This window comes from Burkholderia paludis (assembly GCF_000732615.1).
GTDB classification, from domain to species: domain Bacteria; phylum Pseudomonadota; class Gammaproteobacteria; order Burkholderiales; family Burkholderiaceae; genus Burkholderia; species Burkholderia paludis.
The window spans coordinates 226,292-251,470 of the sequence record NZ_JPGL01000006.1 but is presented as its reverse complement, the minus strand read 5'-3'; the positions used below and the strand labels follow the sequence as shown (position 1 = coordinate 251,470).

Below are 25,179 nucleotides of genomic sequence, written 5' to 3'. Positions count from 1 at the left end.
GGATGCCGCGCGTCAGTTCACGCTCGAGCGCTTCTCCACGAACCGGCGCACGTAGTCGTCCGCCGGGCGCGACAGGATGTCGTCCGGCGTGCCGACCTGCACGAGCGTGCCGTCACGCAGGATCGCGATCCGGTCGCCAATGCGCAGCGCCTCGTCGAGATCGTGCGTGATGAACACGATCGTCTTCGCGAGCGTCGCCTGCAGTTCGAGCAGTTGATCCTGCATCTCGGTGCGGATCAGCGGATCGAGCGCGGAGAACGCCTCGTCCATCAGCAGCACGTCGGTATCGGCCGCCAGCGCGCGCGCGAGGCCGACACGCTGCCGCATCCCGCCCGACAGTTCGTCCGGGTAATGATCGCCATACCCGTCGAGCCCGACCTTCGTCAGCCAGTTGCGCGCGGCCTCGGCCGCGTCGTGCCGCTTCTCGCCGCGCGTGCGCAACGCGTACGCGGCGTTGTCGAGCACGGTCTGGTGCGGCAGCAGTCCGAAATTCTGGAACACCATGCTGACCTTGAAGCGGCGCAGCTCGCGCAGCCCGTGCGCATCGAGCTTGATCACATCGCTGCCGTCGATCACGATCTCGCCGGCCGTCGGCTCGATCAGCCGGTTGAAGTGCCGCACGAGCGTCGATTTCCCGGAGCCCGACAGCCCCATGATCACGAAGATCTCGCCCGACTCGATACTGAGGCTCACGTCGTTCAGCCCGACGTTGCAGCCCGTTTCGGCCAGCACCTCGGCCTTGCGCCTGCCCGAGCGCAGCAGGTCGAGCACGCGCGCATGCGCGGCCTGCGGCCCGAACAGCTTGTACACGTGTTTGACGTCGATGGTCGCCATGTTCGCCTCCGTTCCTATGCGCGCGACGATTGCGTCGCCTGATTCGAATCGACGCCCGCCGACTGCGCCTTGCGCGGCAGCCGGTACGGCACGCGCGACGCGCCCTTCTGGCGGCGCTGCTGCGCGAGCCGCCGGCGCGCCCGCCGTTCCTGGCCGAAGCCCTGGCTGATCCGGTCGATCACGATCGCGAGGATCACGATCGCGAGGCCGGCCTGCGTGCCCTTGCCGACGTCGAGCGTCTGGATGCCCGCGAGCACGTCCTCGCCGAGCCCGCGCGAGCCGATCATCGACGCGATCACGACCATCGACAGCGCCATCATCGTGGTCTGGTTGATGCCGGCCATGATGCTCGGCCGCGCGAGCGGCAACTGCACGTTGACGAGCAGTTGCCAGCGCGTCGTGCCGAACGCGCGCGCGGCCTCCGTCACGTCCGGATCGACCTGGCGGATGCCGAGATCGGTCAGGCGGATCAGCGGCGGCAGCGCATAGATGATCGTCGCGAGGATCGCGGGCACCTTGCCGAGCCCGAACAGCATCAGCACCGGGATCAGGTACACGAAGCTCGGCAGCGTCTGCATCACGTCGAGCACCGGCAGCAGCATCCGGCGCAGCCATGCGCTGCGCGACGCGAGAATGCCGGCGGGCACGCCGATCGCGACCGACAGCACGGTCGCCACGAGCATCAGCGCGAGCGTCTGCATCAGCTTGTCCCACAGGCCGAAGCAGCCGATCGCATAGAGCAGCAGCATGAAGAGCGCGCCGAGGCCGATGCGGCGCGTCGCATTCCACGCGATCGCGCCGACCGTGAGCAGCACGAGCCACGGCGGCGCCGCGCGCAGCGCGCCTTCGAGCGGCACGAGCAGGTAGCGCAACACGAGCACGCTGAAGTGATGGAAGCTGTCGCCGTATTGCGCGACGAAAGTCTCGAGCGCGCTGTTGACCCAGTCGGCGATCGACAGGTGCAGGAAGAAGCCGTTCATGTTGATTCTCCGTCGCGCCGTGCAGGCGCGTGACGGCGGCGGCGGGCGCGGGCCCGCCGCCGCGCGCAGGTTACGCGCCCTTCAGGCTGCCGGCGATCTTCTGCGCGACGTCGGCCGGCACCCACTGCTTCCACAGGTCCGGGCGGGTCTTCAGGAACTGCGTGGCCATCGCCGCGCCGTCGATCTTCTTCGTCGTCATCTCGAGGATCGTCTGGTTCAGGAACTCCATCGGGAAGCGCACCTTGCCGAACACGCCGACCAGATCGGGGTTCGCATCGGCGAACGGCTTCGACACGCCGACCGTCAGCCGCGACACCATGTAAGACGACGCGCACTGGTGCGTGCTGCTCTCGTCGCGCAGCGTCTTCCAGCATGCTTCGTTATAGGCCGGCATCTTCAGCGCCGTGAACTTGTATTTCGCCATCAGCGCGGCCGGGCCCCAGTAATAGAACACGATCGGCGCGCCGCGCTGGTACGCGGACGCGATCGCCGCGTCGAGCGCCGCCCCCGTGCCCGGGTGGAAATTCGTGTACGACTGGTCGAGCTTCAGCACCTTCAGCAGGCGCGTGTTCACGCGCTCGCAGTCCCAGCCGGTCGGGCAGTTCAGGAAGCGGCCCTTGTCCGGCTCCTCCTCGTCGGCGAACACCTGCTTGTACTTCGGCAGATCGTCGACCGACACGAGCCCGGCGGCGACCGGCTTGATGTTGCGCGCCGGATCGCCCTTCACCACGTAGTCGGGCACGAACCAGCCTTCCGTCGTGCCGCCCGGCAGCGTGTCGCCGATCAGCTTCACCGCGCCGGACGCGACGGCCTTCGCGGTGATCTCGCTGCGGCCCGTCCATTGCTCGGCCCAGATCTGCAGGTCGTTGCGCGCGAGCGCCGTTTCGGTGGCGGCCGTGCTGCCCGGCACGACGTCCGTCTTGCAGCCGTAGCCCTTCTCCATGATCTGCCGCAGCACTTCGGTCGCGAACGAGCCGCTCTCCCACGTGATGCCCGCGAAATGGACCGTCTTGCCGTCGGCGCACGCGCCGCCGGCCGCATGCGCCGCGGGCGCGGACAGGATCGCCGCGGCGGCGAGAAGGACCGTTTTCAGTCGTCGAATCTGCATGGTGGGTCGTCTCCAAATCGAATCTGTAGTTTGTGCGTCGCGGCATGCGCGGCGGCCGGCGAATCGTGAGCGCATCCTCGTCCGGTCAGCCTGCATGTTTGAGCCGCCAATTTATTTAGGGAAACGAGTAATTCCGATCATTGCAATCGGCAGCGCCAATCGATCTCCGCACGCCTCGTCAGCCCCGCCGGACGGGCTTCCCGGCCGATTTCCCGGGCCCGCGCGGGAGACCGCGCGCGCGGCGTCGCACCCCCGCGCGGCGCGGGCCCGGCCCGCCGCGGCCCCCGGGCGCCGCGCAAGGCGTTTCGCCTGTCGAAACCGCGCGTCGCCCCCCATTGGCGAACCCGATTCCATCCATCGAAATTACTCGCTTTCGATTCCTTTTCGGCTTGGGAAGAATGCGGGGTGTCATCGGAGGAGACACGACCCGACCCGGCCTGTCGCCGCGCCGCCGCGCACCGCGCGTTTCCGGCGCCGCACGCGCTGCGCCGGATCGCCCCGGATGACGGAGCGCGCCTCGCCGGACGCGCTCACGACAACCGATACAAGAAGCTGGATATCCCGGAGATCTCTCAATGAAAAAGACCCTGACGGCGCTGGCCGTAACGACCGCCTTCGCGTCCCCCGCATTCGCGCAAAGCAGCGTCACGCTGTACGGCGTGATCGACGAAGGCCTGAACTACACGAACAACGTCGGCACCGGCCACGTCTACGAGATGGCGAGCGGCTACGCGCAGGGCAGCCGCTGGGGCCTGAAGGGCAGCGAAGATCTCGGCGGCGGCATGAAGGCGATCTTCCAGCTCGAAAACGGCTTCGACGTGAACACCGGCCGGCTCAACCAGGGCGGCCGCATGTTCGGCCGCCAGGCGTACGTCGGCCTGAGCCAGACGCAGTACGGCACGCTGACGTTCGGCCGCCAGTACGACTCCGTCGTCGACTATCTCGCGCCGACCACGGCCAACGGCAACTGGGGCGGCTACCTGCTCGCGCACCCGTTCGACAACGACAACACCGACAACTCGTTCCGCCTCGACAACACCGTGAAGTACGCAAGCCCGAACTTCGGCGGCTTCCAGTTCGGCGGCGCGTACAGCTTCAGCAACAGCACGAACTTCTCCGACAACCGCGCGTACAGCTTCGGCGCGCAGTACCAGAACAACGGCCTGCTGGTCGGCGCCGCGTACCTGCAGGCGAACCATCCGGGCGACGGCTCGGCCGGCGCGATCACCGCGAACGACGCGAGCTACATCGCCGAGCGCATGCGCGTGTTCGGCGCGGGCATCAACTACACGTTCGGTCCCGCGACGCTCGGCTTCGTGTACACCAACTCGAACTACACGAACCCCACCGGCAACGGCTACCTCGGCACGCCGGGCGCGATCATCGCGCCGGGGGCGACGGTCAGCGCGATCAAGTACCAGAACTTCGAAATCAACGGCGCCTACCAGATCACGCCGGCGTTCATGGTCGGCGCGCAGTACGTGCTGTCGCTCGAGAAGTACGACGCATCGACCGGCGACGCGAAGCCGAAGATCCACTCGGCCGGGCTGATGGCCGACTACAACCTGTCGAAGCGCACCGACGTGTACGTGCAGGCCGCGTACCAGCACATCGCCGGCGACAAGACGAACTCGATCCTCGACAACGCGTTCATCCCCGGCACCGACGCACCATCGTCGACGTCGAACCAGGTGGCCGTGCGCATCGCGCTGCGCCACAAGTTCTGACGCGCCCCGGTTCTCCGTTCTTCACGCGGCACCCGCGCCGGTCGGCCCGAGGTGTCTTCGCCCGCCCGCAGGCCCTCGCCTGCCGGCGGGTTTTTTCATGGGCGCCGCGGCGCGTGACCGGCCGCCGCCGCCGAAACGGGCCAATGGGCATGCAACGGCCCCGTCAACCGTGACAGGACAACGGACCACGATCCGTCGATACACTGTGGGCCTGCGCGACGGCCGCCCTCCCCATCTTTCCCGATGCCGGCCGTCGCCTTCATTACGCACGGCCTGCCGCCTTCCGCCCGCACCGTGCGCCTGCCACAGATCCCCAAGGAGTGTCACTTGAAGCACTGGCGCCGCGCGCTGTTCACCTTCGCCGCCGGCCTTCTGGCCGCCGCGACTTCCCATGCCCGCCCGCTCTGCACCGTCGTCGCCGACGCCGCCACCGGCCAGGTGCTCGTGCAGCAAGGCGATTGCGCGACCCGCGTGACGCCGGCGTCGACGTTCAAGGTTGCCCTCAGCCTGATGGGCTTCGATGCGGGCATCCTGAAGGACGAGCACACGCCGACACTCGACTTCCACGACGGCTACCCCGACTGGGGCGGCGCGCCGTGGCGCGAGCCGACCGATCCGGCGCGCTGGATGAAGCTGTCGGTTTTCTGGTATTCGCAGCAGGTCGCGCAGGCGCTCGGGCAGGCGCGCTTCCAGCAGTACACCAACGCGTTCGGCTATGGCAACGCGGACGCGACCAGCCCGCAGGGCGAACTGAACGGCGTGATGGGCGCATGGGTCAATTCGTCGCTGCGCATCTCGCCGCTCGAACAGATCGGCTTCATGCGCAAGATCGCGAACCGGACGCTGCCCGTCAGCGCGCACGCGTACGACATGACCGAGCGCATCACGCTGATCGACGCGCAGCCCGGCGGCTGGATCGTGCACGGCAAGACGGGCACCGGGTCGCCGGGGCCCAGGTACGATGCGTCGCACGCATACGGCTGGTTCGTCGGCTGGGCGGCCAAAGGGCCGCGCACGCTCGTGTTCGCGTACCTGATGCAGGACGACCAGCGGCAGACGCCGAACGCCGGCCTGCGCGCACGCGATACGTTCCTGGCGGCGCTGCCGGCCCTCGCCGAACCGGTCGGGAGGCCGCAATGAGCGCCGGCCCGCGCAACGCGCGGATCGACCTGCTGCGCGGCGTGTCGATCCTGCTGGTCCTGCTGCATCACTTCGACATCCCGTATTCGCTGAGCAACGCGTCGCTCACGCGTGCGTTGGGCTGGGACGCGGTGGATGCGGTCGTGCGCAACGGCAACTACGGCGTGACGATGTTCTTCGTGATCTCCGGCTACCTGATCACGTCGAACGCGCGGCGCCGCTGGGGCAACCTCGGCGCGGTCGACGTGCGCGCGTTCTACGTGTCGCGCGTCGCGCGCATCGTCCCGTGCCTGCTGCTGCTGCTCGCGCTCGTCAACGGCCTCGCGGCGGCCGGCGTGCCGATCTTCCAGAACCACGCGCCGCAGGGCATCGCCGTGTCGTTCTGGCTCGTGAACCTCGCATCGCTGACGTTCTGGATGAACGTGCTGATCGGCGCCTACGGCTGGGTCAACTACGCGCTCGGCGTGCTGTGGTCGCTGTCGGTGGAAGAGGTGTTCTACCTGTCGTTTCCGCTGCTGTGCATCGCGCTGCGCCGCGAGGCGCGGCTCGTCGCGTTCTGGGTGGTCATCGCCGCGATCGGGCCCGTGTACCGCTTCACGCACGCCGGCGACGAAGGCGGGTTCCTGTACGCGTACTTCGCGTCCTTCGACGGCATCGCGATCGGCTGCTGCACCGCGTTGCTGGCCGAGCGCGTGAACGGACGCCTGCTGGCCGCGCCGTTCGTGCAGTGGCCCGTCGCGGCGGCGATGGCCGCGCTGTATCTGGCCTGGCCGATCGCGGAAAGCCACGTCGCCGGCGTCACCGCGATGGCGCTCGGCACGGCCGTGCTGCTGATCGGCGCGCACGTCGACGGCGAGCGCGCGCACGGCCGCCTGCTCGCGCCGCTGCGCCGGGCCGGCAAGCTGAGCTACGAGCTGTACCTGTTCCACCTGATCGTGCTCGGCGGGCTGCGCACGTTCTGGCCGCCGTCGACCACGCACGGCGACGTCAAGCTGCCGTTGCTGATCGCTTACCTGGTGTTGTCGGTGGCGCTGAGCGCGGCGATCGCGCGCGGCTATGCCAACCCGCTCGACCGCTTCGTCAAGCGGATCGCGTCGCGGCCCGCGGCGCGCGTGCCGGACGGCGCGCGCTTCTAGCGCGGCGTCGGCGATCGCGGCCGGGCGCGGTGCGAAGCCGACGAGAAAAAACCGGCCAGGGCCCGGCCGTATCGCGTGACGATACGGGCCGGCCCGACCGCAAACCCCGCGTACGCGTCGTTGCTCAGTCCAGATAGTCCGCGTATTCCTTGCGCGTATAGCCGGCGAGCGCCTGCCACGGCAACGTCTCCCGCCGCGCGGCCGCCGCCGGCGTCAACGTCAGCTTGCGCACGACGCTGCCGTCGGCGCTCCGGTACTCGACCGACAGCGGCGCCTGCCACTTCTCGCTCCACAGGATCCGGTTCACGCCGCGCGCGCCGGGCGTGTCGACCGCCTGCTCGTACCAGCGCGTGCCGGGCGCGTCACCGCGCTTCGCGACCGCGAGCCGCTTCAGTTGCGACGGCGGCGTCACGTAATACGCGTTGTCCCACGAGCCGTCGAAGCCCGTGGTTTCGTACTCGGCCGGCGGCACGCTGACCACCGTGCGGTTCGCCGCATCCACATACTCGATGCGCGCCGCCTTGCCGTCGTAAGTCACGTGCCGCGCGGCCGCCTGGAAATTGAAGTGCTTGTGGCCGGCGTGACCGGCGCGGGCGGCGGCCGGCTGCACGCCGGCGCGCGGCGCGTGGTCATGATCGTGCTCGTCGTCGTGACCGCCCGCCGCCGCGACCGGCAGCACGCGCTCGACCCACACATGCCCGTCGCGCCGCACCATCCGTTCGCGATACGTCGTGGTGCGCGTCACGCCGTCGGCCGTCACCGTGCGGCTCTCGTGCAGCAGCACGGCGTCGAGATCCGCCGAGGCGAACGCGGAGGCCGCGGCCAGCCCGCACGCGAGCGCGCAGAGGAAGTGGCGTTTCATCGCAGGTTCCCGTTCATCGTGGCGTCGCCGCGCTCAGAAACCGAACGCCGAGCGCACGAGCCCGAACACCTTCGTGTTGTCGATCGTCCCCTTGAACGCCTTCGCATCCGCCCCGTCGGCGAACAGCATCACGTCGCCGCCGCCGTGCGTCTCCGAGCCCGCGCTGCCCATCCGCACGCCGACTTCCTGCAGATACGCCTCGTGCGTCGCGGTGGCCGAATCGACCGACGTGCGCACGTTCGGCCGGTTCGCGCCGTTGCCGAACACCAGCGTCGTGTAGGTATTGCCGTCGGCATCCTTGCTCGGCTGGCCGTCGCGATAGTTGCGGCTGATGTCGAGAATCGGATTGCCGCGCTTCGAATAGCCGTTGATCGTCATCGTGTGGTCGTGGTCGGCCGTCACGACGATCAGCGTGTTCGACAGATCGACCTTCGACAGCGCGACGCGGATCGCTTCGTCGAACGCCACCGTGTCCTCGAGCGCGCGCTTCGCGTTGGTGCCGTGCAGCGCATGGTCGATCCGGCCGCCTTCGACCATCAGGAAGTAGCCGTTCGAATTCTTCGACAGCACGTCGATCGCCTTCGACGTCATCTCCGCCAGGCTCGGCTGCGACGGCCCTTCGCCCTTGCCCGCCACGCGGTCCAGCTCGTACTCGAGATGGCTCGTCGAGCTGAACAGCCCGATCAGCTTGCCGTTGCCGGCCTGCGCGAGCTGGTCCTTCGTGGCCACCACCGTGTAGCCCTTCGCCTTCATCTCCGCGAGCAGGTTGCGCCCGTCGGCCCGGCCACGCTTGTTGGTTGCCGGATCGAACGGCGTCCAGTGGTTGCGTCCGCCGCCCATCAGCACGTCGACGCCGTCGCCGAGCGCCGCGTTGTAGCCGGCCCCGCCCGGCGCCGCCTGCGCGGCGATGTCGTACTGCGCGTCGCGATGGCAGATGTGCGAATAGGTCGCGGCCGGCGTCGCGTGCGTGAGCTCGGTCGTCGTGATCGCGCCCACCGCCTTGCCGCGCGCCTTCGCCAGCTCCAGCAGCGTCGCGGCCGGCTGGCCGTTGCCGGGCGCGCAGTTGTTGACGGTCTTGTTGCCGTTGGCGTCGCTGCCCGGCGCCACGGCGCGCGTGTCGGACGACATCGACAGCACTTCGTTGTTCATCTTCACGCCGGTCATGTACGCGGCCATCGACGGCGCGCTGTCGGTCGTCTGCGCGTCGTTCGAGAAGGTCTTGACGCGCGCGGTGCGCGCCAGCTTCTCCATCGTCAGCTGCCCGGACTCGCCGGCCTTGTAGATCCGGCTCGCCGTCACGGTCGTCGGCCCCATGCCGTCGCCGAGAAAGAAAATCACGTTCTTCGCCTGGCCGGCGGCCTGCGCCGGGCCGCCCGCGAAACCCGCGACGGCCAGCGCCGCCGCGATGCACTTGATGATCGACATCCTGTATTCCCCTGTACCCGTATGGTCGGCGCTCAAAGCTGCACCGCGTTGCGCACCAGCTCGAAGACCTTGCTGTTCTCGATCACGCCGTGGAACGCATCCGCGCCGCGGCCGATCGCACCGAGGAACACATCGGTGCCGCCGTGCGTCTCGTTGCCCTTGTCCATCCGCACGACCGCCTCCTGGCGATAGTCGTCGGCGCCCGCCACCGCGTCGGTGAGCGCGGTGCCCGCGCGGCTGCCCTGCACGCGGTTCTCGCCGTTGCCGAAGCCGATGATCGTGTACGGCGAGCCGTCCGCATCCTTCGCCACCGCGCCCGTCTGGTAGCTGCGCAACACGCCCAGCACGCCGGGCTTGCCCGCTTCGGTCTTGCCGGTGCGCGCCGCATAGCCGTTCAGCACCAGCGTGTGGTCGTGGTCGGCCGTGACGACGATCAGCGTGTTCTTCAGGTCGGGATCGGTCTTGCGCACCTTGTCGATCGTCGCCTTGATCGCGTTGTCGAACGCGACCGTATCCTGCAGCGCGCGCTTCGCGTTGGTGTCGTGCAGCGCGTGGTCGATCCGGCCGCCTTCGACCATCAGGAAATAGCCGTTCGGGTTCTTCTGCAGCACGTCGAGCGCGCGCGTCGCCATGTCGGTGAGGCTCGGCTCCTTCGTCGCGCCGCGATCGAGGTCGTAGCTCATGTGGCTCGACGAGAACAGGCCGACCAGCTTGCCGCTCTTCGTCGCATCGGCCGCCAGCAGGTCGTCGCGGTTCTGCGCGAACGCGTAACCCTTCGCCTTCAGCTCGTTGACCAGGTTGCGCCCGTCGGTGCGCTTGCCGCCGCCGTCCTTCGGCACGAAGAACTGCGTGCCGCCGCCCAGCACGACGTCGACGCCGTCGCCCAGCGCGCCGTTGTAGCCCGCGCCGCCCGGCACGAGCTGCGCGGCGATGTCGTTCTCGGCGTCGCGATGGCAGACGTGCGCGTAGGTCGCGGCCGGCGTCGCATGGGTGACGCGCGTGGTCGTCACGACGCCCGTCGCCCACCCCTTCGCCTTCGCGATCTCCAGCAGCGTCGTCGCCGATTTGCCGTTGTTCGCGCCGCAGTTGCCGGTGAGGCCGGCGGTCGGCTCGATCGCCTTCGTGTCGGGCGACATCGAGATCACTTCGTTGTTGGTCTTGACGCCGGTCATGTACGCCGACATCGACGGCGCGCTGTCCGTCACCTGCGCGTCGTTGGAATACGTCTTCACGAACGCCGATTCCGGCAGCGTGTCGATCGTGAGCGCGCCGTCTTCCCCGACCGCATAGATGCGCGCGGCCGTCAGCGTCGTGATCCCCATGCCGTCGCCGAGGAAGAAGATCACGTTGCGCGCCGCGGCCTGCACGGGCGGCTGTGCGGGCGACGTGCTGGTCGGGCCGTCGTCGCTGCCGCATCCGGCCAGCGCAAAGGCGCCGGCACACAGCAGCGCCGCCAGTTTGATTCGATTCATGTTGCCGGTTCTCCCCGCCGTTGATGCTTTCGAAATGAAAGGCGATGGTAGGAACCGGATGTGACGCCGATATGAATGGAAACTGGAAGGAAGTGTATTTATTTTGAAAGGATGCGGTGCGCGGCCGCGCTTCCCGCGCGTCCGGCTTCGTCATCGCCCCCCGCGCGGTTGCGCCGCCGGCTTCGGCACGCCGTTTCCCCGGCGGCGCAGGGCCGCGACACGAGGCCCGTGCATGCGCCTGTCGGCCATATCGGCCCGCGACGGAAAGCGCGGCAACCGGATCGATTCCGGAAAACGCGGGCCCGGAGCGACGTAAAAACGCCCCGGTCACGCAACGGGCGCGCCCGTGCCGCGCGCCCGTCGCCGTGCCCGTTCAGCGGTCGATGCGCTGCTGGAAGTGCGCCGGATAACGCTCGCCGACGATCCGAATCTGCCGCAGCGCCGTCTCGATCGCGGCCAGGTCGTCGGCGGTCAGCGCGACGGCGGCCGCCCCCACGTTTTCATCGAGCCGGTGCAGCTTCGTCGTGCCCGGAATCGGCACGATCCACGGCTTGCGGGCCAGCAGCCAGGCCAGCGCGATCTGCGCGCGCGTCGCACCCTTGTCGGCGGCGATGCGGCCCAGCAGATCGACGAGGCCCGCGTTGGCCTTGCGGTTTTCCTCCGAGAAACGCGGCACGACGTTGCGGAAGTCGTTCGCGGCGAACGTCGTGCTCGCGTCGATCGCGCCGGTCAGGAAGCCCTTTCCGAGCGGGCTGAACGGCACGAAGCCGATGCCGAGCTCCTCGAGCGTCGGCAGGATTCGTTCCTCCGGCTCGCGCCACCACAGCGAGTACTCACTCTGCAGCGCGGCCACCGGCTGCACCGCGTGCGCGCGGCGAATCGTCTGCTCGCCGGCTTCCGACAGCCCGAAGTGCGCGACCTTGCCCTCGCGGATCAGGTCCTTGACGGTGCCCGCCACGTCCTCGATCGGCACGTCCGGATCGACGCGATGCTGGTAGAACAGGTCGATGCGATCGATCTTCAGCCGCTTCAGCGCCGCCTCGGCCACATCGCGGATATGCGACGGCCGGCTGTCGACGCCCGTCATCGGCTCGGCATTCTTGAAGCCGAACTTGGTCGCGATCACGACCTGGTCGCGAAACGGCGCCAGCGCTTCGCCGACCAGTTCCTCGTTGACGAACGGGCCGTACGCTTCCGCCGTATCGAAGAACGTCACGCCGCGCTCGAACGCGGCGCGGATCAGCGCGATGCCGCTCGCCTTGTCGGTCGCGGGGCCGTAGCCGTAACTCAATCCCATGCAGCCGAGCCCGATCGCCGAGACTTCGAGGCCGCTGTTTCCAAGCTTGCGTGTTTGCATGAATCTCTCCTGCTGAAGGTGAAAACGATCGACGGAACGCCGATGACCCAGTGTAGGTTGATGTATACCGCTCAACAATCGGCGTACCATTTCATGCGTTATTGAGGAATTTTCACGAATGCAGCGCACCGACATCGGCGAACTGACGAGCTTCATCACGATCGCGGAGCAGCGCAGCTTCAGCGGCGCGGCGCGCATCCTGGGCGTCTCGCCGTCGGCGCTGAGCCATGCGATCCGCCATCTCGAGGCACGGCTCGGCGTGCGCCTGTTCAACCGCACGACGCGCTCGGTCGCGCTGACGGCGGCCGGCGAACAGTTGCTGGTGCGCGTGCGGCCCGCGGTGGCCGATCTCGAGGACGCGCTGAACGACGCCGCGAGCGCTCGCAACCGCCCGTCCGGCCAGATCCGGATCAACGCATCGGAAGCCGCGTCGCGTCCGCTGATCCGGCACGTGTTGCCGGCCTTCGTCGCCCGCTACCCGGACATTCACATCGAATTCGTCGTCGATTCGCGGCTGATCGACATCGTCGAACACGGCTTCGACGCCGGCATCCGCGTGCACGAGGACGTGCCGCGCGACATGATCGCCGTGCGCTTCGGCGGCCCGATGCGCTTCGTCGCGATCGCATCGCCCGGCTATCTGTCGCGGCACGCGCCGCCGGACAGCCCGCAGGACCTCGCCCGTCACGCGTGCATCCGCTACCGCTTCGAGAGCGGCGCGCTCTATCGCTGGGACCTGATGCGCGACGGCAGGCGCGTGAGCGTCGACGTCGACGGGCCGCTGACGCTCGGCAACCAGACGCTGATGATCGACGCGGCGCTGGCCGGCATCGGGATCGCGTGGGTCACGGAATCGCGCGTGGCCGAGCATCTGGCGTCGGGGCGACTGGTGCAGGTGCTGCCCGGGTGGAGCCAGACGTTCGACAGCCTGTGCCTCTACTATCCGGCGAACCGGCATCCGCCGGCGGCGCTGCGGCTGTTCGTCGAGGCCGTGCGCGAGTGGGCGGCCACCGGGTGCGACGCGACGCCGGCCTGAACGCACGCGCAAGCGCACCGGAACCTCATCGCGGCCGATGCCGTGCCGTGCGGCGCACGCCTGCGCCATGTCCTTGGGGTGTTCGATTCGTCATGCGACGCCGAATGCACCCCGGCGCGGGCGTCGATGCGGTACGCCACGGGCGCTGCCCGCAGCAGCGCCGCGCGGCGGGTCTCACCGCAGGTTGGTTCGCGCCAGTTCGACGATCTCGTCGCCGCGCCCGCTGAGGATCGCGCGCAGCATGAACAGGCTGAACCCCTTCGCATGCGCGAGCTCGATCTTCGGCGGCATCGCAAGCTCGTACTTCGACGTGACGACGTCGACCACCGCCGGCCCGTCATGCGCGAACGCGGTGCGCAACGCTTCCTCGACGTTCTCCGAATGCTCGACGCGCACGCTGAAGATGCCCGCGCCCTTCGCGATCGCCGCGAAGTCGGTCGGGCTCAGGTCGACGTTGGTGTCGAGATAGCCGGCCGCCTTCAGTTCCATCGACACGAAGCCGAGCAGGCTGTTGTTGTACACGACGATCTTGACCGGCAGCTTGAGCTGGCGCGCGCTCAGCAGATCGCCGAGCAGCATCGACAGCCCGCCGTCGCCCGACAGCGACACCACCTGCCGCCCCGGGTGCGCGCCCTGCGCGCCGAGCGCCTGCGGCATCGCGTTCGCCATCGAGCCGTGGTTGAACGAGCCGTGCAGTTGCCGCTTGCCGTTCATCGTCAGATAGCGCGCGGCCCACAGCGTCGGCGTACCGACGTCGGCCGTGAAGATCGCGTCCTCGGCCGCGACTGTGTCGACGATCTTCGTCAGGTATTGCGGATGAATCGCGCGGCCCGGCGGCTCGGCCACCGCGAGATCGTCGAGGCCCTTGCGCGCGGCCGCGTAATGCTTCAGCGCATTCTCGAGGAAACGCCGCTGCGTCTTGCGCGTGAGACGCGGCAGCAGCGCCGCGAGCGTTTCCTTCACGGTGCCGACGAGGCCGAGCGCGAGCGGCGCGCGATGCCCGAGCTGCGAGCCCTTCCAGTCGATCTGCGCGATCTTCGCGTTCGCCGGATAGAACGGCCGGTACGGGAAATCGGTGCCGAGCATCAGCAGCGTGTCGCACGAGTCCATCGCGTGATAGCCCGAGCTGAAGCCGATCAGCCCGGTCATCCCGACGTCGAACGGGTTGTCCCATTCGACGAACTGCTTGCCGCGCAGCGCATGCACGACCGGCGCGCCGAGCGTGTCGGCCAGCGCGACCACCTCGTCGTGCGCGCCCTGCGTGCCGCTGCCGCACAGCAGCGTGATCGCGTCCGAGCCGTTCAGCAGCGCCGCGAGCCGGTCGAGATCGGCCTCCGCCGGCACGATCGACGGCGGCGACGCCGCGCTCCATGCCGGGGCTTCGTCGGGGCCGTCGCCGAGCGCGATGTCGCCCGGCAGCACGATCACCGCGACGCCGCGTTCGTCGATCGCGGTGCGCATCGCGCGCGCGAGCACGCGCGGGAACTGCGACGCGTTGGTCACGAGTTCCGCGAAATGGCTGCACTCGCGGAACACTTCCTGCGGATGGGTTTCCTGGAAGTAGCCGAGGCCGATCTCGGTCGACGGGATGTGCGCGGCGATCGCGAGCACCGGCTGGTGATTGCGGTGACAGTCGTACAGCCCGTTGATCAGGTGCAGGTTGCCGGGGCCGCAACTGCCCGCGCACACCGCGAGCCGCCCGGTCGACGCGGCATCGGCGCCGGCCGCGAACGCGGCGCTTTCCTCGTGCCGCGTGTGCATCCAGCGAATCGAGCCGATCTGGCTCAGGCTGAACGACAGGCCGTTCAGGCTGTCGCCCGTCACGCCCCAGATGCGCTCGACGCCCGCTGCCGCGAGTGTCTTCGCCAGGTATTCCGCCATCGACTGTCTTGCCATGATGCCCTCGCTGTGGATGGATCGAGACACACAGGAACCGGTCGTGCGTGCGCAACCGGCACCGACCGGCCGAGCATACGCCATCGACCCGCGCGGCGGCGCGACGGCGCAGGCCGACCGACTGCCGTATGAGGCGCCGGCGCGCGATTGGTTCGATCCGGCGCGACGGGCGCGGCGGGTGTCATGGTTCCGTCAACGTCGTGTCGGCGAACGGACAGGCGGACGGTGCGCGCTCAGCTCCAGTCGGACGCGGCTTCGTCCGGATCGACGAGCGTGAGCCCCGCCGCCGGCAGCGGCAGCGCGGTCTTGTAGCGCACCTGTTTCAGCGCGAAGCTCGAACGGATGTTCGACACGCCGGGAATCGTCGTCAGGCGCTCGATGATGAAGCGCTCGAGCGTGCGCATGTCGGGCATCACGACCCGCAGCAGGTAGTCGGCGTCGCCCGACATCAAATAGCACTCCATCACCTCGGGCCGCTGCGAGATCGCCTCCTCGAAGCGCTGCAGCGCGTCCTCGGCCTGCTTTTCGAGGCTCACCTGGATGAACACGTTGATCCGCAGCCCGAGCGGCTCGGGATCGAGCAGCGTGACCTGCTGCCGGATCAGCCCGAGCTTCTCGAGCGCGCGCACGCGGTTGAAGCACGGCGTCGTCGACAGGTTCACCGCGCGCGCCAGTTCCGCGTTCGTGATCCGTGCGTTCTGCTGAAGCTGGTTCAGGATGCCGATGTCGATGCGGTCGAGCCGCTTCGCGGGGGCGTTCATGGTTCGAATATTCCCTGTCTCGTGTCGATTCCGGAATATTTACACTATCCGCCGGCAAATTCCCAATAAAATCAGACGCATATTCTGGCGACTGGCGCGTAGCATGAGTCCCATTGATGCGTGCCGCCGCCGGCGCGCGGGAGACTGGGATGACGGATCTGTCGAACGGTATCGAACACGCGCAGCGCGCGGCCCTCGCGCGCGTCGACGCAGACCCGGAAGAAACCGCCGAATGGCTCGACGCGCTCGACGCGGTGGTCGCGCATGTCGGCCGCGACCGCGCGCAGTACCTGTTCGACCGGCTTGCCGAGCACGCGCGCGCCAGCGGCCTCGCGTCGCCGCGCACGCCCGTCACGCGCTACCTGAACACGATTCCGCTGGCCGAGCAGCCACCCTACCCGGGCGACCTCGACCTGGAGGAACGGCTGTCGGCCGCGCTGCGCTGGAACGCGCTCGCGATGGTCGTGCGCGCCAACCGCGCGTACGGCGAACTCGGCGGCCACATCGCGAGCTACGCGTCGGCGTCCGACCTGTTCGAAACCGGCTTCAACCACTTCTTCCGCGCGGCATCGCCCGCAAACGGCGGCGCCGGCGGCGATCTCGTGTATTTCCAGCCGCACTCGTCGCCGGGCGTCTATGCGCGCGCGTATCTCGAAGGCTTCCTCACCGAGGATCACCTGAAGCACTACCGCCGCGAGATCGCCGGCCCGGGCCTGTGCTCGTATCCGCATCCGTGGCTGATGCCCGACTTCTGGCAGTTCCCGACCGGCTCGATGGGCATCGGCCCGATCAACGCGATCTACCAGGCGCGCTTCATGCGCTACCTGCAGCATCGCGGCCTCGCGAACACCGCGGGCCGCACCGTGTGGGGCTTCTTCGGCGACGGCGAGATGGACGAGCCCGAATCGCTCGGCGCACTGTCGCTCGCCGCCCGCGAGGGGCTCGACAACCTCGTGTTCGTGATCAACTGCAACCTGCAGCGGCTCGACGGCCCGGTGCGCGGCAACGGCCGCGTGATCGACGAACTCGAAGCGCAGTTCGCGGGCGCCGGCTGGAACGTGATCAAGGTGCTGTGGGGGTCCGACTGGGATCCGCTGTTCGCGCGCGATCATGCGGGCGCGCTTGCGCGCGCGTTCGCCGATACCGTCGACGGACAGTTCCAGACCTTCTCCGCGAACGACGGCGCGTACAACCGCGCGCGCTTCTTCAGCCAGGACCCGGCGCTCGAGGCGCTCGCCGCGCAGCTCACCGACGCGGAAATCGACCGCCTGCGCCGCGGCGGCCACGACGCGCGCAAGCTGCACGCCGCGTATGCACACGCGCTCGCGCATCGCGGCCAGCCGACCGTGATCCTCGCGAAGACGATGAAGGGATACGGGATGGGCGCGGCCGGCCAGGGCCGGATGACGACCCATCAGCAGAAGAAGCTCGACATCGACGACCTGAAGGCGTTCCGCGACCGCTTCCGGTTGCCGCTGTCGGACAGCGACGTCGAGCAGCTCACGTTTTACAAGCCAGCGGAAGACAGCCCGGAAATGCGTTACCTGCATGCCCGCCGGGCTGCCCTGGGAGGCTATCTGCCCAGAAGGCGGATGGCGGCATCGAAGGGGCTCACCGTCCCTTCGATGCCGGCCTGGGGTGCGTTCGCGCTCGACGCGGCCGGCCGCGAGATGTCGACGACGATGGCGCTCGTGCGCATGCTCGCCGCGCTGATCAAGGATCGCGACCTCGGCCCGCGCGTCGTGCCGATCGTCGCCGACGAAGCGCGCACGTTCGGCATGGCGAGCCTGTTCCGGCAGGTCGGCATCTACTCGCCGCTCGGCCAGCGCTACGAGCCGGAAGACCTCGGCTCGATGCTCTACTACCGCGAGGACACGCGCGGCCAGATCCTCGAGGAAGGCATTTCGGAGGCGGGCGCGATCTCGTCGTGGATCGCCGCCGCGACGTCGTACAGCGTGCACGACCTGCCGATGTTGCCGTTCTACATCTACTACTCGATGTTCGGCTTCCAGCGCATCGGCGACCTGATCTGGGCCGCCGCCGACCAGCGCTCGCGCGGCTTCCTCGTCGGCGCGACGTCGGGGCGCACGACGCTCGGCGGCGAAGGGTTGCAGCACCAGGACGGCAGCAGCCACCTCGCCGCCTCGACGATTCCGAACTGCCGCGCGTACGATCCCGCGTTCGCGTACGAAGTCGCGACGATCGTCGACGCGGGGATGCGCGAGATGGTCGAGCAGCAGCGCGACGTGTTCTATTACGTGACGGTGACGAACGAGAACTACGCACAGCCTTCGATGCCCGGCGGCGATGCGCAAGCATGGCGCGAAGGAATCCTGAAGGGGATGTATCCGCTGGCGGCGGAATCGCCTGCGACCGCGCAGGTGCAGTTGCTCGGCGCGGGCGCGATCCTCGGCGAAGTCGTCGCCGCGCAGCGCATGCTGAAGGAAGACTGGGGGATCGATGCGGCCGTGTGGAGCGTCACGAGCTTCACCGAACTGCAGCGCGACGGCATGGAAGCCGAACGTCGCGCGCGGCTCGACGACGACGACACGCACGCGATGCCGTATGTCACCGCCACGCTCGCCGCGACGCGCGGGCCCGTGATCGCCGCGACCGACTACGTGCGCGCGGTGCCCGAACTGATCCGCGCGTACGTGCCGCGCCGCTACGTGACGCTGGGCACCGACGGGTTCGGGCGCAGCGACACGCGCGACGCGCTGCGCGCGTTCTTCGAAGTCGACCGCGCGAGCATCGTGCTCGCCGCGTTGAAGGCGCTGGCGGATGACGGAGAACTCGATGCGGCTATCGTGCACGACGCGCGAGCGCGTCTCGGCAAGTCCGCACAGCGATGCGTCGCACCATGGCAGCGCTGAACGGGCGGCGCGACCGCGCAGCAGCAACCGACCGTTCGCCGTTCGAGGTCATGCAACCGGTCAGCCAAAGAGGCGCGGATCCAGCGCGAACGCTTCTTTGCCGATCACTTTCACGCTCGAGGCAAAATCCGCATGCATCGGGTTCAGCAGCAAGTTGAAGTCGGTCGGGCAGACGACTGACGGCACGCGCATCGCCAACGACTCGCCTGCCTCGAGCCAGGCCTGCCCGATCCGGGCGGTCGACTCCGGATCCTGCGACAGTACCGCCCAATCGTCCGGCAGGTCCGGCTGGTACGCGTTGTCATGGACGGTGTCGGGCACTTCCAGCGTCACTAAAAAAAATCCGCTGGCGGGCAGCAAGCCGGACATATGGACCAGTGCCTCGAGCAACGAAGTCGACGCGTGGCAGCAGGTGTACAGCACACGCATGCCGCGAGGATTCCAGCGGCCACCTGCGATCGCCGCTCCGTTGCCACTCAGGTCGTCGGCCAGGTAATGCCCCTTTCTTTCTTTCGCGAGACGATACAGCCTCACGCGACGACCCCGAACTGAGCACGGTTCAGGATGTCGCGCACCCGGTCGTAGCCGGGCTGTACGTCGAGCACGTCGACTGGCTTCAAACCGTCGAGCTCCGCGTTCGCGCGGCTCATCCACATCGCTGCGCGCTCGCTGTCCTCGAACAGATCGGTGGCGAGATTCAGCACAAAGAGCACGCGTGCAACGCGATCGGACTCGCCTTGCGACAGCCGGTCGTGTTTGGCGATTTTTCGCAGAATGGTCGAGCTGGGAAGGCTCAGCGCGCTCAAGAGGGACTGAACCGGCACGCCGAGCAACTCGCGCGCGACGCGCTCGATGATGACTGCATCGAAACCCTCGGCAATCGCACGCCGCTGCGACATTGGCGCCATCCGGCGAAAGGTGTCGAAATCGTCCCTGCCGGCGCCCAAGCCGTTCGAGCTGCCCGCCGGCTCCGCGACGCGGGATGCGGCAGCCCGCTTCGCAGGCTGACGGGACGCAGGTGTGGTTGCTGCCATTGCGACTCCCGAATGGGTTAATTGAAACTCCCATTTTATACATCCAAACGGGAATTTTCAATCTGCCAAACGGCATAGGCCAGACGGCATAGTCGCGACCAACGGGACCAACGGCGCGCCACACTACACCGGCAGCGCGTGCGTCGACAGAATCTCCTTGAGCACCATGAACGAGCGCACCTGCCGCACGCCCGGCAGGTACAGCAGTTGCTCCGCATGCAGCCGGTTGAAGCTCTCGTTGTCGCGCGTGCGCACCAGCATGAAGTAGTCGAACTCGCCGGTCACGACATGGCATTCGACGCATCCCGACACCTTCTGCGCGGCCTTCTCGAACGCGGCGAACGCTTCCGGCGTCGAGCGGTCGAGCACGAAGCCGATCACGACGAGCATGCCGGCCCCGAGCGGCTTCGGGTCGAGCAGCGCGACGATCCCGCGAATCATCCCCGTCTCCTTGAGCCGCTCGACGCGCCGCAGGCACGCCGGCGCGCTCAGCTTCACCTTCGCGGCGAGGCGCACGTTCGAGATCGACGCGTCCTGCTGAAGCTGCCTGAGGATCGCGCGATCGATGCGGTCGAGCACGGGCGCCGCATCGGCCGGCGCGGCCGGATTTCCACTTAATTTCATTGCGTCATCCTCCAGTCTGGCGAACCGGAATTGCCTGCATGGTTTCCGATTCGTCTTCAACGTAGGCCGACGATATTCATTTCGCAAGCTCATTTCGTGCGTGCTTGTCTATCATTTTTGCATCGGGACGCCGCTTGCCGGCATGTCCCGAACAGGCCGCTTCCCGTGCCCCCCGCCCTTCCGGAGACCAGACCCGATGAACCTGCAACGTTTCCCCCGTTATCCGCTGACCTTCGGCCCGACCCCGATCCAGCCGCTCAAGCGCCTGAGCGCGCATCTCGGCGGCAAGGTCGAGCTGTATGCGAAACGCGAGGACTGCAACAGCGGCCTCGCGTTCGGCGGCAACAAGACCCGCAAGCTCGAATACCTGATCCCCGACGCGCTCGCGCAGGGCGCGGACACGCTCGTGTCGATCGGCGGCGTCCAGTCGAACCAGACGCGCCAGGTCGCGGCCGTCGCCGCGCATCTCGGGATGAAGTGCGTGCTCGTGCAGGAACACTGGGTCAACTACGACGATCCCGTGTACGACCGCGTCGGCAACATCCAGCTGTCGCGGATGATGGGCGCGGACGTGCGGCTCGTGGCGGACGGCTTCGACATCGGCATACGCCGCAGTTGGGAAGACGCGATGGAAAGCGTGCGGCAGGCGGGCGGCAAGCCGTATCCGGTGCCGGCCGGCTGCTCCGAGCATCCGCTCGGCGGGCTCGGCTTCGTCGGCTTCGCCGAAGAAGTGCGCGCGCAGGAAGCGCAGCTCGGTTTCACGTTCGACTACATCGTCGTGTGCTCGGTGACGGGCAGCACGCAGGCGGGGATGGTCGTCGGCTTCGCGGCCGACGGGCGCGCGGATCGCGTGATCGGCATCGACGCGTCGGCGACGCCGGAAAAGACGCACGCGCAGATCACGCGCATCGCTCGGCACACGGCTGAAATCGTCGAACTCGGGCGCCGCATCGACGAACAGGACGTCGTGCTCGACACGCGCTATGCGGGCCCGGAATACGGACTGCCGAACGACGGCACGCTCGAAGCGATCCGACTGTGCGCGCGGCTCGAAGGCGTGCTGACCGATCCCGTCTATGAAGGGAAATCGATGCACGGCATGATCGACAAGGTACGGCGCGGCGAATTCGAACCCGGCTCGAAGGTGCTGTATGCGCATCTGGGCGGGGTGCCCGCGTTGAGCGCATACAGCGCCATCTTCCAGGAAGGCTGACGCACGTCGACGCACCGCGCGTCGTGTGCCCGCACACGATGCGCGGCCCGCGTACGCGCATTCGCCGACATCGATCGACACATTCGCCGCGCGCCACCTGCCGCGTCCCCTCAAGCTCGCTCGACGGTGCCGGGACGTGCCCCGCTGTCAGCGTTGCCGCCCGCCACCGGGCTCATCCCCGCTACACGCCACACCTGCCGCCCGGATGCGAATGCGCGCCGGCGCGCGCCAACTGCCGATCGCGATCGGGACACGTCGAAACCAACCATTCGTACGTGTATTAATCCCTGCCCGGCCGATTTAATACGCGTCCCATTTATCTCTTCCCCCCGGTTCCCGAAAATTGATCCCGGTCGAGTGGATCTCGACGTCGCTGGTTGCCACGTCCGCATTTGACAGTTGCTAACGGACCCCGTCGCAGCGACATCCACGTCCGACCGATCAGGCAGGCAGCGTCTCAGCGCCACGCCCGCACGCCAGCGAAACGGACACAGCGGCGATGCGCCAGCCTTCTTCCGGCGCACGCGCCGCTCCGTGCGCGCCGCATCGGACACAACGTCCAACAACACGGAACCAAAGGGATCCATGCATACGACACTCGCGGAACGGCGAATCGAAGCGCCGTCTGCAGCCCGCGGGCTGCTCGCACGTCTCGCAGACGTTGCGTTCATCGCATTCGGCGCCGCACTGGCCGCCTGGATGTTCCCCGGCAACGGCTCGCACCGGTCCGTCGAAATGGCCGCCGTGGCAAGCGCGGCGGCATTCGCGATGATCCTGTTTCCGGCGTTCGGCCTCTATCGCGCACCGTACGGCCGCACGACGCGCCGCATCGCGATCGTTGCGTCGGGCACGTGGCTGCTCGCACAGGCCTGCTCCGTCATCCTGATAGTCTCGCTGCACGGCGCGCTGCTCGTCCCCGTGTCCTGCTTCGCACTCTGGACCGCGACGAGCGGCGTCGCACTCGTCGCGTCGCGGCTCTTCGTGCACCGGACGCTCACGCGCAGGCATGCGGGCGAGCGGCTGGTCGCCGTCGTCGGCACCGGCCCGCACGGCGCCGCCGTCCTCGGCCGGATCACGCAATCGCCTTCCGGATATCGCGCGGCCGCCATGCTGGACGTGGCGGGCGCATCGGACGCGGCGCGAGACGCACACGCTGCTGGCGACGGCATGCGACGTTTCCACGCGCTCGATGCCTTCGCCGAACACGTGCGCTCGCACGCGATTCCGGAAGTCTGGATCGCGCTGCCGATCGCCGACGTACGCGGCGTCGAAAGCGTGCTCGATGCGTTCCGGCACGACCTCGTCAACATCCGCTTCATGCCCGACGTCAGCCGGCTCGCGATGTTCGACGCCGAAATGGTCGATCTCGTCGGCGCACCGGCGTTCAACCTCGTCGCCTCGCCGTTGCCGCCGCACGCGCTGACGCAAAAGGCCCTGTTCGACCGCCTGTTCGCCGCGGCGGCGCTGCTCGGCACGGCGCCGTTGCTGCTCGCGATCGCGGCGGCGGTCCGGCTGTCGTCGCCGGGCCCGGTGCTGTTCCGTCAGCGGCGCAAAGGCGCGGACGGCAAGACCTTCACGATCTACAAGTTCCGCACGATGCGGGTCCACGCCGCAACCGCCGGCAGCGTGCAGCAGGCGACGCGGGACGATCCCCGCGTGACGCGAGTCGGCGCGTTCCTGCGCCGCACGAGCCTCGACGAGCTGCCGCAGTTCATCAACGTGCTGCGCGGCGACATGTCCGTCGTCGGGCCGCGACCGCACGCGATCGAGCACGACAACCTGTACCAGACGGTCGTCGACGGCTACATCCATCGCTACCGCGTCAAGCCCGGCATCACCGGCTGGGCGCAGATCAACGGCCTGCGCGGCGAAACCGACCGCATCGAGAAGATGCAGCGCCGGATCGAGGCCGATCTCTACTACCTGCGCAACTGGTCGTTCGGGCTCGACATGCGCATCGTCTTCGCCACCGCCACGCACGGCTGGATACACCGCAACGCGTACTGACACGCGCGACGCCGCCCGGCACCGCGTCGCCTTACTCAAGAGGACTGCTTATGGAAACCACTCCGATCGAGCGGAATGACACAGCGCGCCCGCGCGGCGCCTGTATCGGGCTGATGGTCGCGGCCAGCCTCGCGCTTTCCGCGTGCGCCTTCGCGCCCGGCATGCGGATGAGCGACGCGCCGCCGCCGGCCGGCACGCAATCGGCAGACGGCCTGCCGCCGTTCGAGATCACGACGATCGACACCGGCCTCGTCCGCGCGCAGAAGGCGCAGGCCGACCGGCAACTGGCCGCGCAAGCCGGCCTGCTGGCCGCGCCGCCGGCCGCCTACCGGATCGGCCCGGGCGACGTGCTGCAGATCACGGTCTGGGATCACCCCGAGCTCGCGGCCGCACAGGGCGCCGCGCCGCAGGCCGCGCCGCGCGCGGCCGATCCCGCCGCGGGCTTCGTCGTCGACCAGAAGGGCGGCGTGTCGTTCCCGTTCGCGGGCACGGTGCCGGTGGCCGGGCTGACCGCCGACGCGGCGCAGGCCCGCCTCGCCGCCGCGCTGTCGCGCGTCTACCGCGCGCCGCAGGTCACGCTGCGCATCGCGTCGTTCCGCTCGAAGCAGGTGTACATCGACGGCGAGGTCCGCACGCCCGGCGGCCAGCCCGTCAACGACGTGCCGATGACGCTGTACGAGGCGCTCGGCCGGGCCGGCGGCATGGGCCCGGAGGCCGACCAGAGCCGTATCGCGCTGGTGCGCGACGGCGTCACCCATCCGCTCGACCTGACCCGGATGCTGCGCGACGGCCGCAATCCGGCGGACGTCGTGCTCGCGGCCGGCGACCTGCTGCACGTGCCGGCGCGCGGCGACTATGGCGTCTACGTGATGGGCGAGGTCAACAAGCCGTCGCTCGCGAGGCCGCTGCGCGACGGCCGGCTAACGTTGTCGGATGCGCTGGCGCAGGCCGGCAGCGTGAACGCCAATACCGCCGACGCCGCGCAGATGTTCGTGGTCCGCGGCTCCGGCACGGATCGTCCGCAGGTGTTCCATCTCGACGCCCGCTCGCCCGTCTCGATGGTGCTCGCCAACGAGTTCGAGCTGCAGCCGAAGGACATCGTCTACGTGGACGGCAACGGCCTCGTGCGCTTCAGCCGCGTGCTGAGCCTGCTGCTGCCGAGCGTCACATCCAGCGCCACCGCCGCGGCGCTCGCCGTCAAATGATCGCCGGCGCCACGCTCCTCGTCGTGTGCGTCGGCAACGTCTGCCGCAGCCCGATGGCCGAGGCGCTGCTGCGCGCGCGGCTGCCGGGCGTCGACGTGCAGTCGGCCGGCATCGGCGCGCTCGACGGCCGGCCCGCCGATCCGCACGCGGTCGCGCTGATGCGCGAACGCGGCCTCGACATCGGAGCGCATCGCGCGCGCCAGTTGCCGTCGTGGCTCGCCCTGCGCGCGGGCCTGATCCTGACGGCCGACCTCGACCAGAAGCACTGGCTCGAACGCCGGCATCCGTCGCTGTGCGGCCGCGTGTACCGCCTCGGCAACGGCGGCCGCTCGCCCGACGCCATGCGGCGCGGCTTCGACGTGCCGGACCCGTACCTCGGCCCGCGCGCGTCGTTCGCGCACAGCCTGCGGCTCATCGAGCGCGGCGTCGACGCATGGTGCGCGCGCATCGCGCCGCCGCCCGCCCCTTCCTCCCGCCTTCCGGACTGAA

At 68.6% G+C, this 25,179-nt stretch carries 21 protein-coding genes; 9 read left to right on the top strand and 12 right to left on the bottom strand.

The features are described 5' to 3' along the window. Window positions 1–12: 12 nt before the first annotated feature. The 3 genes from GQ56_RS0103785 to GQ56_RS0103775 all read right to left on the bottom strand — a co-directional run bounded on the left by GQ56_RS0103785 (window position 13) and on the right by GQ56_RS0103775 (window position 2,922). Window positions 13–834 carry a quaternary amine ABC transporter ATP-binding protein gene (locus GQ56_RS0103785; protein ID WP_052007139.1) on the bottom strand — a complete coding sequence of 274 codons (822 nt, stop codon included), beginning with the start codon at window positions 832–834 and terminating at the stop codon, window positions 13–15. A 14-nt stretch (window positions 835–848) separates the two neighbouring features. Further along, window positions 849–1,814 (bottom strand): ABC transporter permease, encoded by a 966-nt coding sequence (locus GQ56_RS0103780; RefSeq protein WP_031397380.1) that lies wholly within the window; start codon window positions 1,812–1,814, stop codon window positions 849–851. A 70-nt stretch (window positions 1,815–1,884) separates the two neighbouring features. Then, a complete protein-coding gene (locus tag GQ56_RS0103775; protein WP_031397379.1) occupies window positions 1,885–2,922 on the bottom strand; it encodes an ABC transporter substrate-binding protein in 1,038 nt (345 codons plus the stop codon). A gap of 575 nt (window positions 2,923–3,497) precedes the next feature. Here GQ56_RS0103775 and GQ56_RS0103770 point away from each other — a divergent pair. From GQ56_RS0103770 to GQ56_RS0103760, 3 genes are all read left to right on the top strand, one after another. After that, the gene (locus tag GQ56_RS0103770) at window positions 3,498–4,649 is read left to right on the top strand and encodes a porin (RefSeq protein WP_031397378.1); all 1,152 of its coding nucleotides are present in this window, start codon (window positions 3,498–3,500) and stop codon (window positions 4,647–4,649) included. Window positions 4,650–4,976: 327 nt separating this feature from the next. Beyond that, entirely contained in the window at window positions 4,977–5,789 is an 813-nt protein-coding gene (gene blaOXA, locus GQ56_RS0103765) for an OXA-1043 family class D beta-lactamase (protein WP_031397377.1), read from the top strand. Further along, complete coding sequence (locus tag GQ56_RS0103760) at window positions 5,786–6,925, top strand: acyltransferase family protein (protein ID WP_031397376.1); 1,140 nt, start codon at window positions 5,786–5,788, stop codon at window positions 6,923–6,925. Before blaOXA ends, GQ56_RS0103760 begins: the two co-directional genes overlap by 4 nt. Before the next feature lie 124 nt (window positions 6,926–7,049). Here GQ56_RS0103760 and GQ56_RS0103755 read toward each other — a convergent pair whose 3' ends face one another. The 4 genes from GQ56_RS0103755 to GQ56_RS0103740 form a co-directional block, all read right to left on the bottom strand. Then, complete coding sequence (locus GQ56_RS0103755) at window positions 7,050–7,787, bottom strand: hypothetical protein (RefSeq protein WP_031397375.1); 738 nt, start codon at window positions 7,785–7,787, stop codon at window positions 7,050–7,052. A 33-nt stretch (window positions 7,788–7,820) separates the two neighbouring features. After that, on the bottom strand, window positions 7,821–9,212 hold the full coding sequence (locus GQ56_RS0103750; RefSeq protein ID WP_031397374.1) for an alkaline phosphatase: 1,392 nt from the start codon (window positions 9,210–9,212) through the stop codon (window positions 7,821–7,823). 32 nt (window positions 9,213–9,244) lie between these two features. After that, window positions 9,245–10,684: an alkaline phosphatase gene (locus tag GQ56_RS0103745; protein WP_031397373.1), complete on the bottom strand. Its 1,440-nt coding sequence runs from the start codon at window positions 10,682–10,684 to the stop codon at window positions 9,245–9,247. A gap of 373 nt (window positions 10,685–11,057) precedes the next feature. Continuing rightward, window positions 11,058–12,041 carry an aldo/keto reductase gene (locus GQ56_RS0103740; RefSeq protein WP_031397372.1) on the bottom strand — a complete coding sequence of 328 codons (984 nt, stop codon included), beginning with the start codon at window positions 12,039–12,041 and terminating at the stop codon, window positions 11,058–11,060. 118 nt (window positions 12,042–12,159) lie between these two features. Here GQ56_RS0103740 and GQ56_RS0103735 point away from each other — a divergent pair, with 118 nt between their 5' ends. After that, on the top strand, window positions 12,160–13,077 hold the full coding sequence (locus GQ56_RS0103735; protein WP_031397371.1) for a LysR family transcriptional regulator: 918 nt from the start codon (window positions 12,160–12,162) through the stop codon (window positions 13,075–13,077). 174 nt (window positions 13,078–13,251) lie between these two features. Here GQ56_RS0103735 and poxB read toward each other — a convergent pair whose 3' ends face one another. Further along, window positions 13,252–14,973, bottom strand: a complete 1,722-nt coding sequence (gene poxB, locus GQ56_RS0103730) for a ubiquinone-dependent pyruvate dehydrogenase (RefSeq protein WP_031397370.1) — start codon at window positions 14,971–14,973, stop codon at window positions 13,252–13,254. Window positions 14,974–15,206: 233 nt separating this feature from the next. Continuing rightward, the gene (locus tag GQ56_RS0103725) at window positions 15,207–15,734 is read right to left on the bottom strand and encodes an Lrp/AsnC family transcriptional regulator (protein ID WP_031397369.1); all 528 of its coding nucleotides are present in this window, start codon (window positions 15,732–15,734) and stop codon (window positions 15,207–15,209) included. Window positions 15,735–15,883: 149 nt separating this feature from the next. Here GQ56_RS0103725 and mdeB point away from each other — a divergent pair, with 149 nt between their 5' ends. Further along, complete coding sequence (mdeB, locus tag GQ56_RS0103720; RefSeq protein WP_031397368.1) at window positions 15,884–18,607, top strand: alpha-ketoglutarate dehydrogenase; 2,724 nt, start codon at window positions 15,884–15,886, stop codon at window positions 18,605–18,607. 60 nt (window positions 18,608–18,667) lie between these two features. Here mdeB and GQ56_RS0103715 read toward each other — a convergent pair whose 3' ends face one another. The 3 genes from GQ56_RS0103715 to GQ56_RS0103705 all read right to left on the bottom strand — a co-directional run bounded on the left by GQ56_RS0103715 (window position 18,668) and on the right by GQ56_RS0103705 (window position 20,265). Continuing rightward, window positions 18,668–19,141 carry an RES family NAD+ phosphorylase gene (locus GQ56_RS0103715; protein ID WP_031397367.1) on the bottom strand — a complete coding sequence of 158 codons (474 nt, stop codon included), beginning with the start codon at window positions 19,139–19,141 and terminating at the stop codon, window positions 18,668–18,670. Further along, complete coding sequence (locus GQ56_RS0103710) at window positions 19,138–19,641, bottom strand: antitoxin Xre/MbcA/ParS toxin-binding domain-containing protein (RefSeq protein ID WP_031397366.1); 504 nt, start codon at window positions 19,639–19,641, stop codon at window positions 19,138–19,140. The genes GQ56_RS0103715 and GQ56_RS0103710 overlap by 4 nt, the downstream gene beginning before the upstream one ends. Window positions 19,642–19,764: 123 nt before the next feature. Next, a complete protein-coding gene (locus tag GQ56_RS0103705; RefSeq protein WP_031397365.1) occupies window positions 19,765–20,265 on the bottom strand; it encodes an Lrp/AsnC family transcriptional regulator in 501 nt (166 codons plus the stop codon). 196 nt (window positions 20,266–20,461) lie between these two features. Here GQ56_RS0103705 and GQ56_RS0103700 point away from each other — a divergent pair, with 196 nt between their 5' ends. The 4 genes from GQ56_RS0103700 to GQ56_RS0103685 all read left to right on the top strand — a co-directional run bounded on the left by GQ56_RS0103700 (window position 20,462) and on the right by GQ56_RS0103685 (window position 25,178). Continuing rightward, window positions 20,462–21,478 (top strand): 1-aminocyclopropane-1-carboxylate deaminase, encoded by a 1,017-nt coding sequence (locus GQ56_RS0103700; protein WP_031397364.1) that lies wholly within the window; start codon window positions 20,462–20,464, stop codon window positions 21,476–21,478. 585 nt (window positions 21,479–22,063) lie between these two features. After that, entirely contained in the window at window positions 22,064–23,485 is a 1,422-nt protein-coding gene (locus GQ56_RS0103695; RefSeq protein ID WP_052007136.1) for an undecaprenyl-phosphate glucose phosphotransferase, read from the top strand. Between the two features lie 50 nt (window positions 23,486–23,535). Then, a complete protein-coding gene (locus GQ56_RS0103690) occupies window positions 23,536–24,690 on the top strand; it encodes a polysaccharide biosynthesis/export family protein (protein WP_031397362.1) in 1,155 nt (384 codons plus the stop codon). Then, complete coding sequence (locus tag GQ56_RS0103685; protein WP_031397361.1) at window positions 24,687–25,178, top strand: low molecular weight protein-tyrosine-phosphatase; 492 nt, start codon at window positions 24,687–24,689, stop codon at window positions 25,176–25,178. Before GQ56_RS0103690 ends, GQ56_RS0103685 begins: the two co-directional genes overlap by 4 nt. Window position 25,179: the final 1 nt, after the last annotated feature.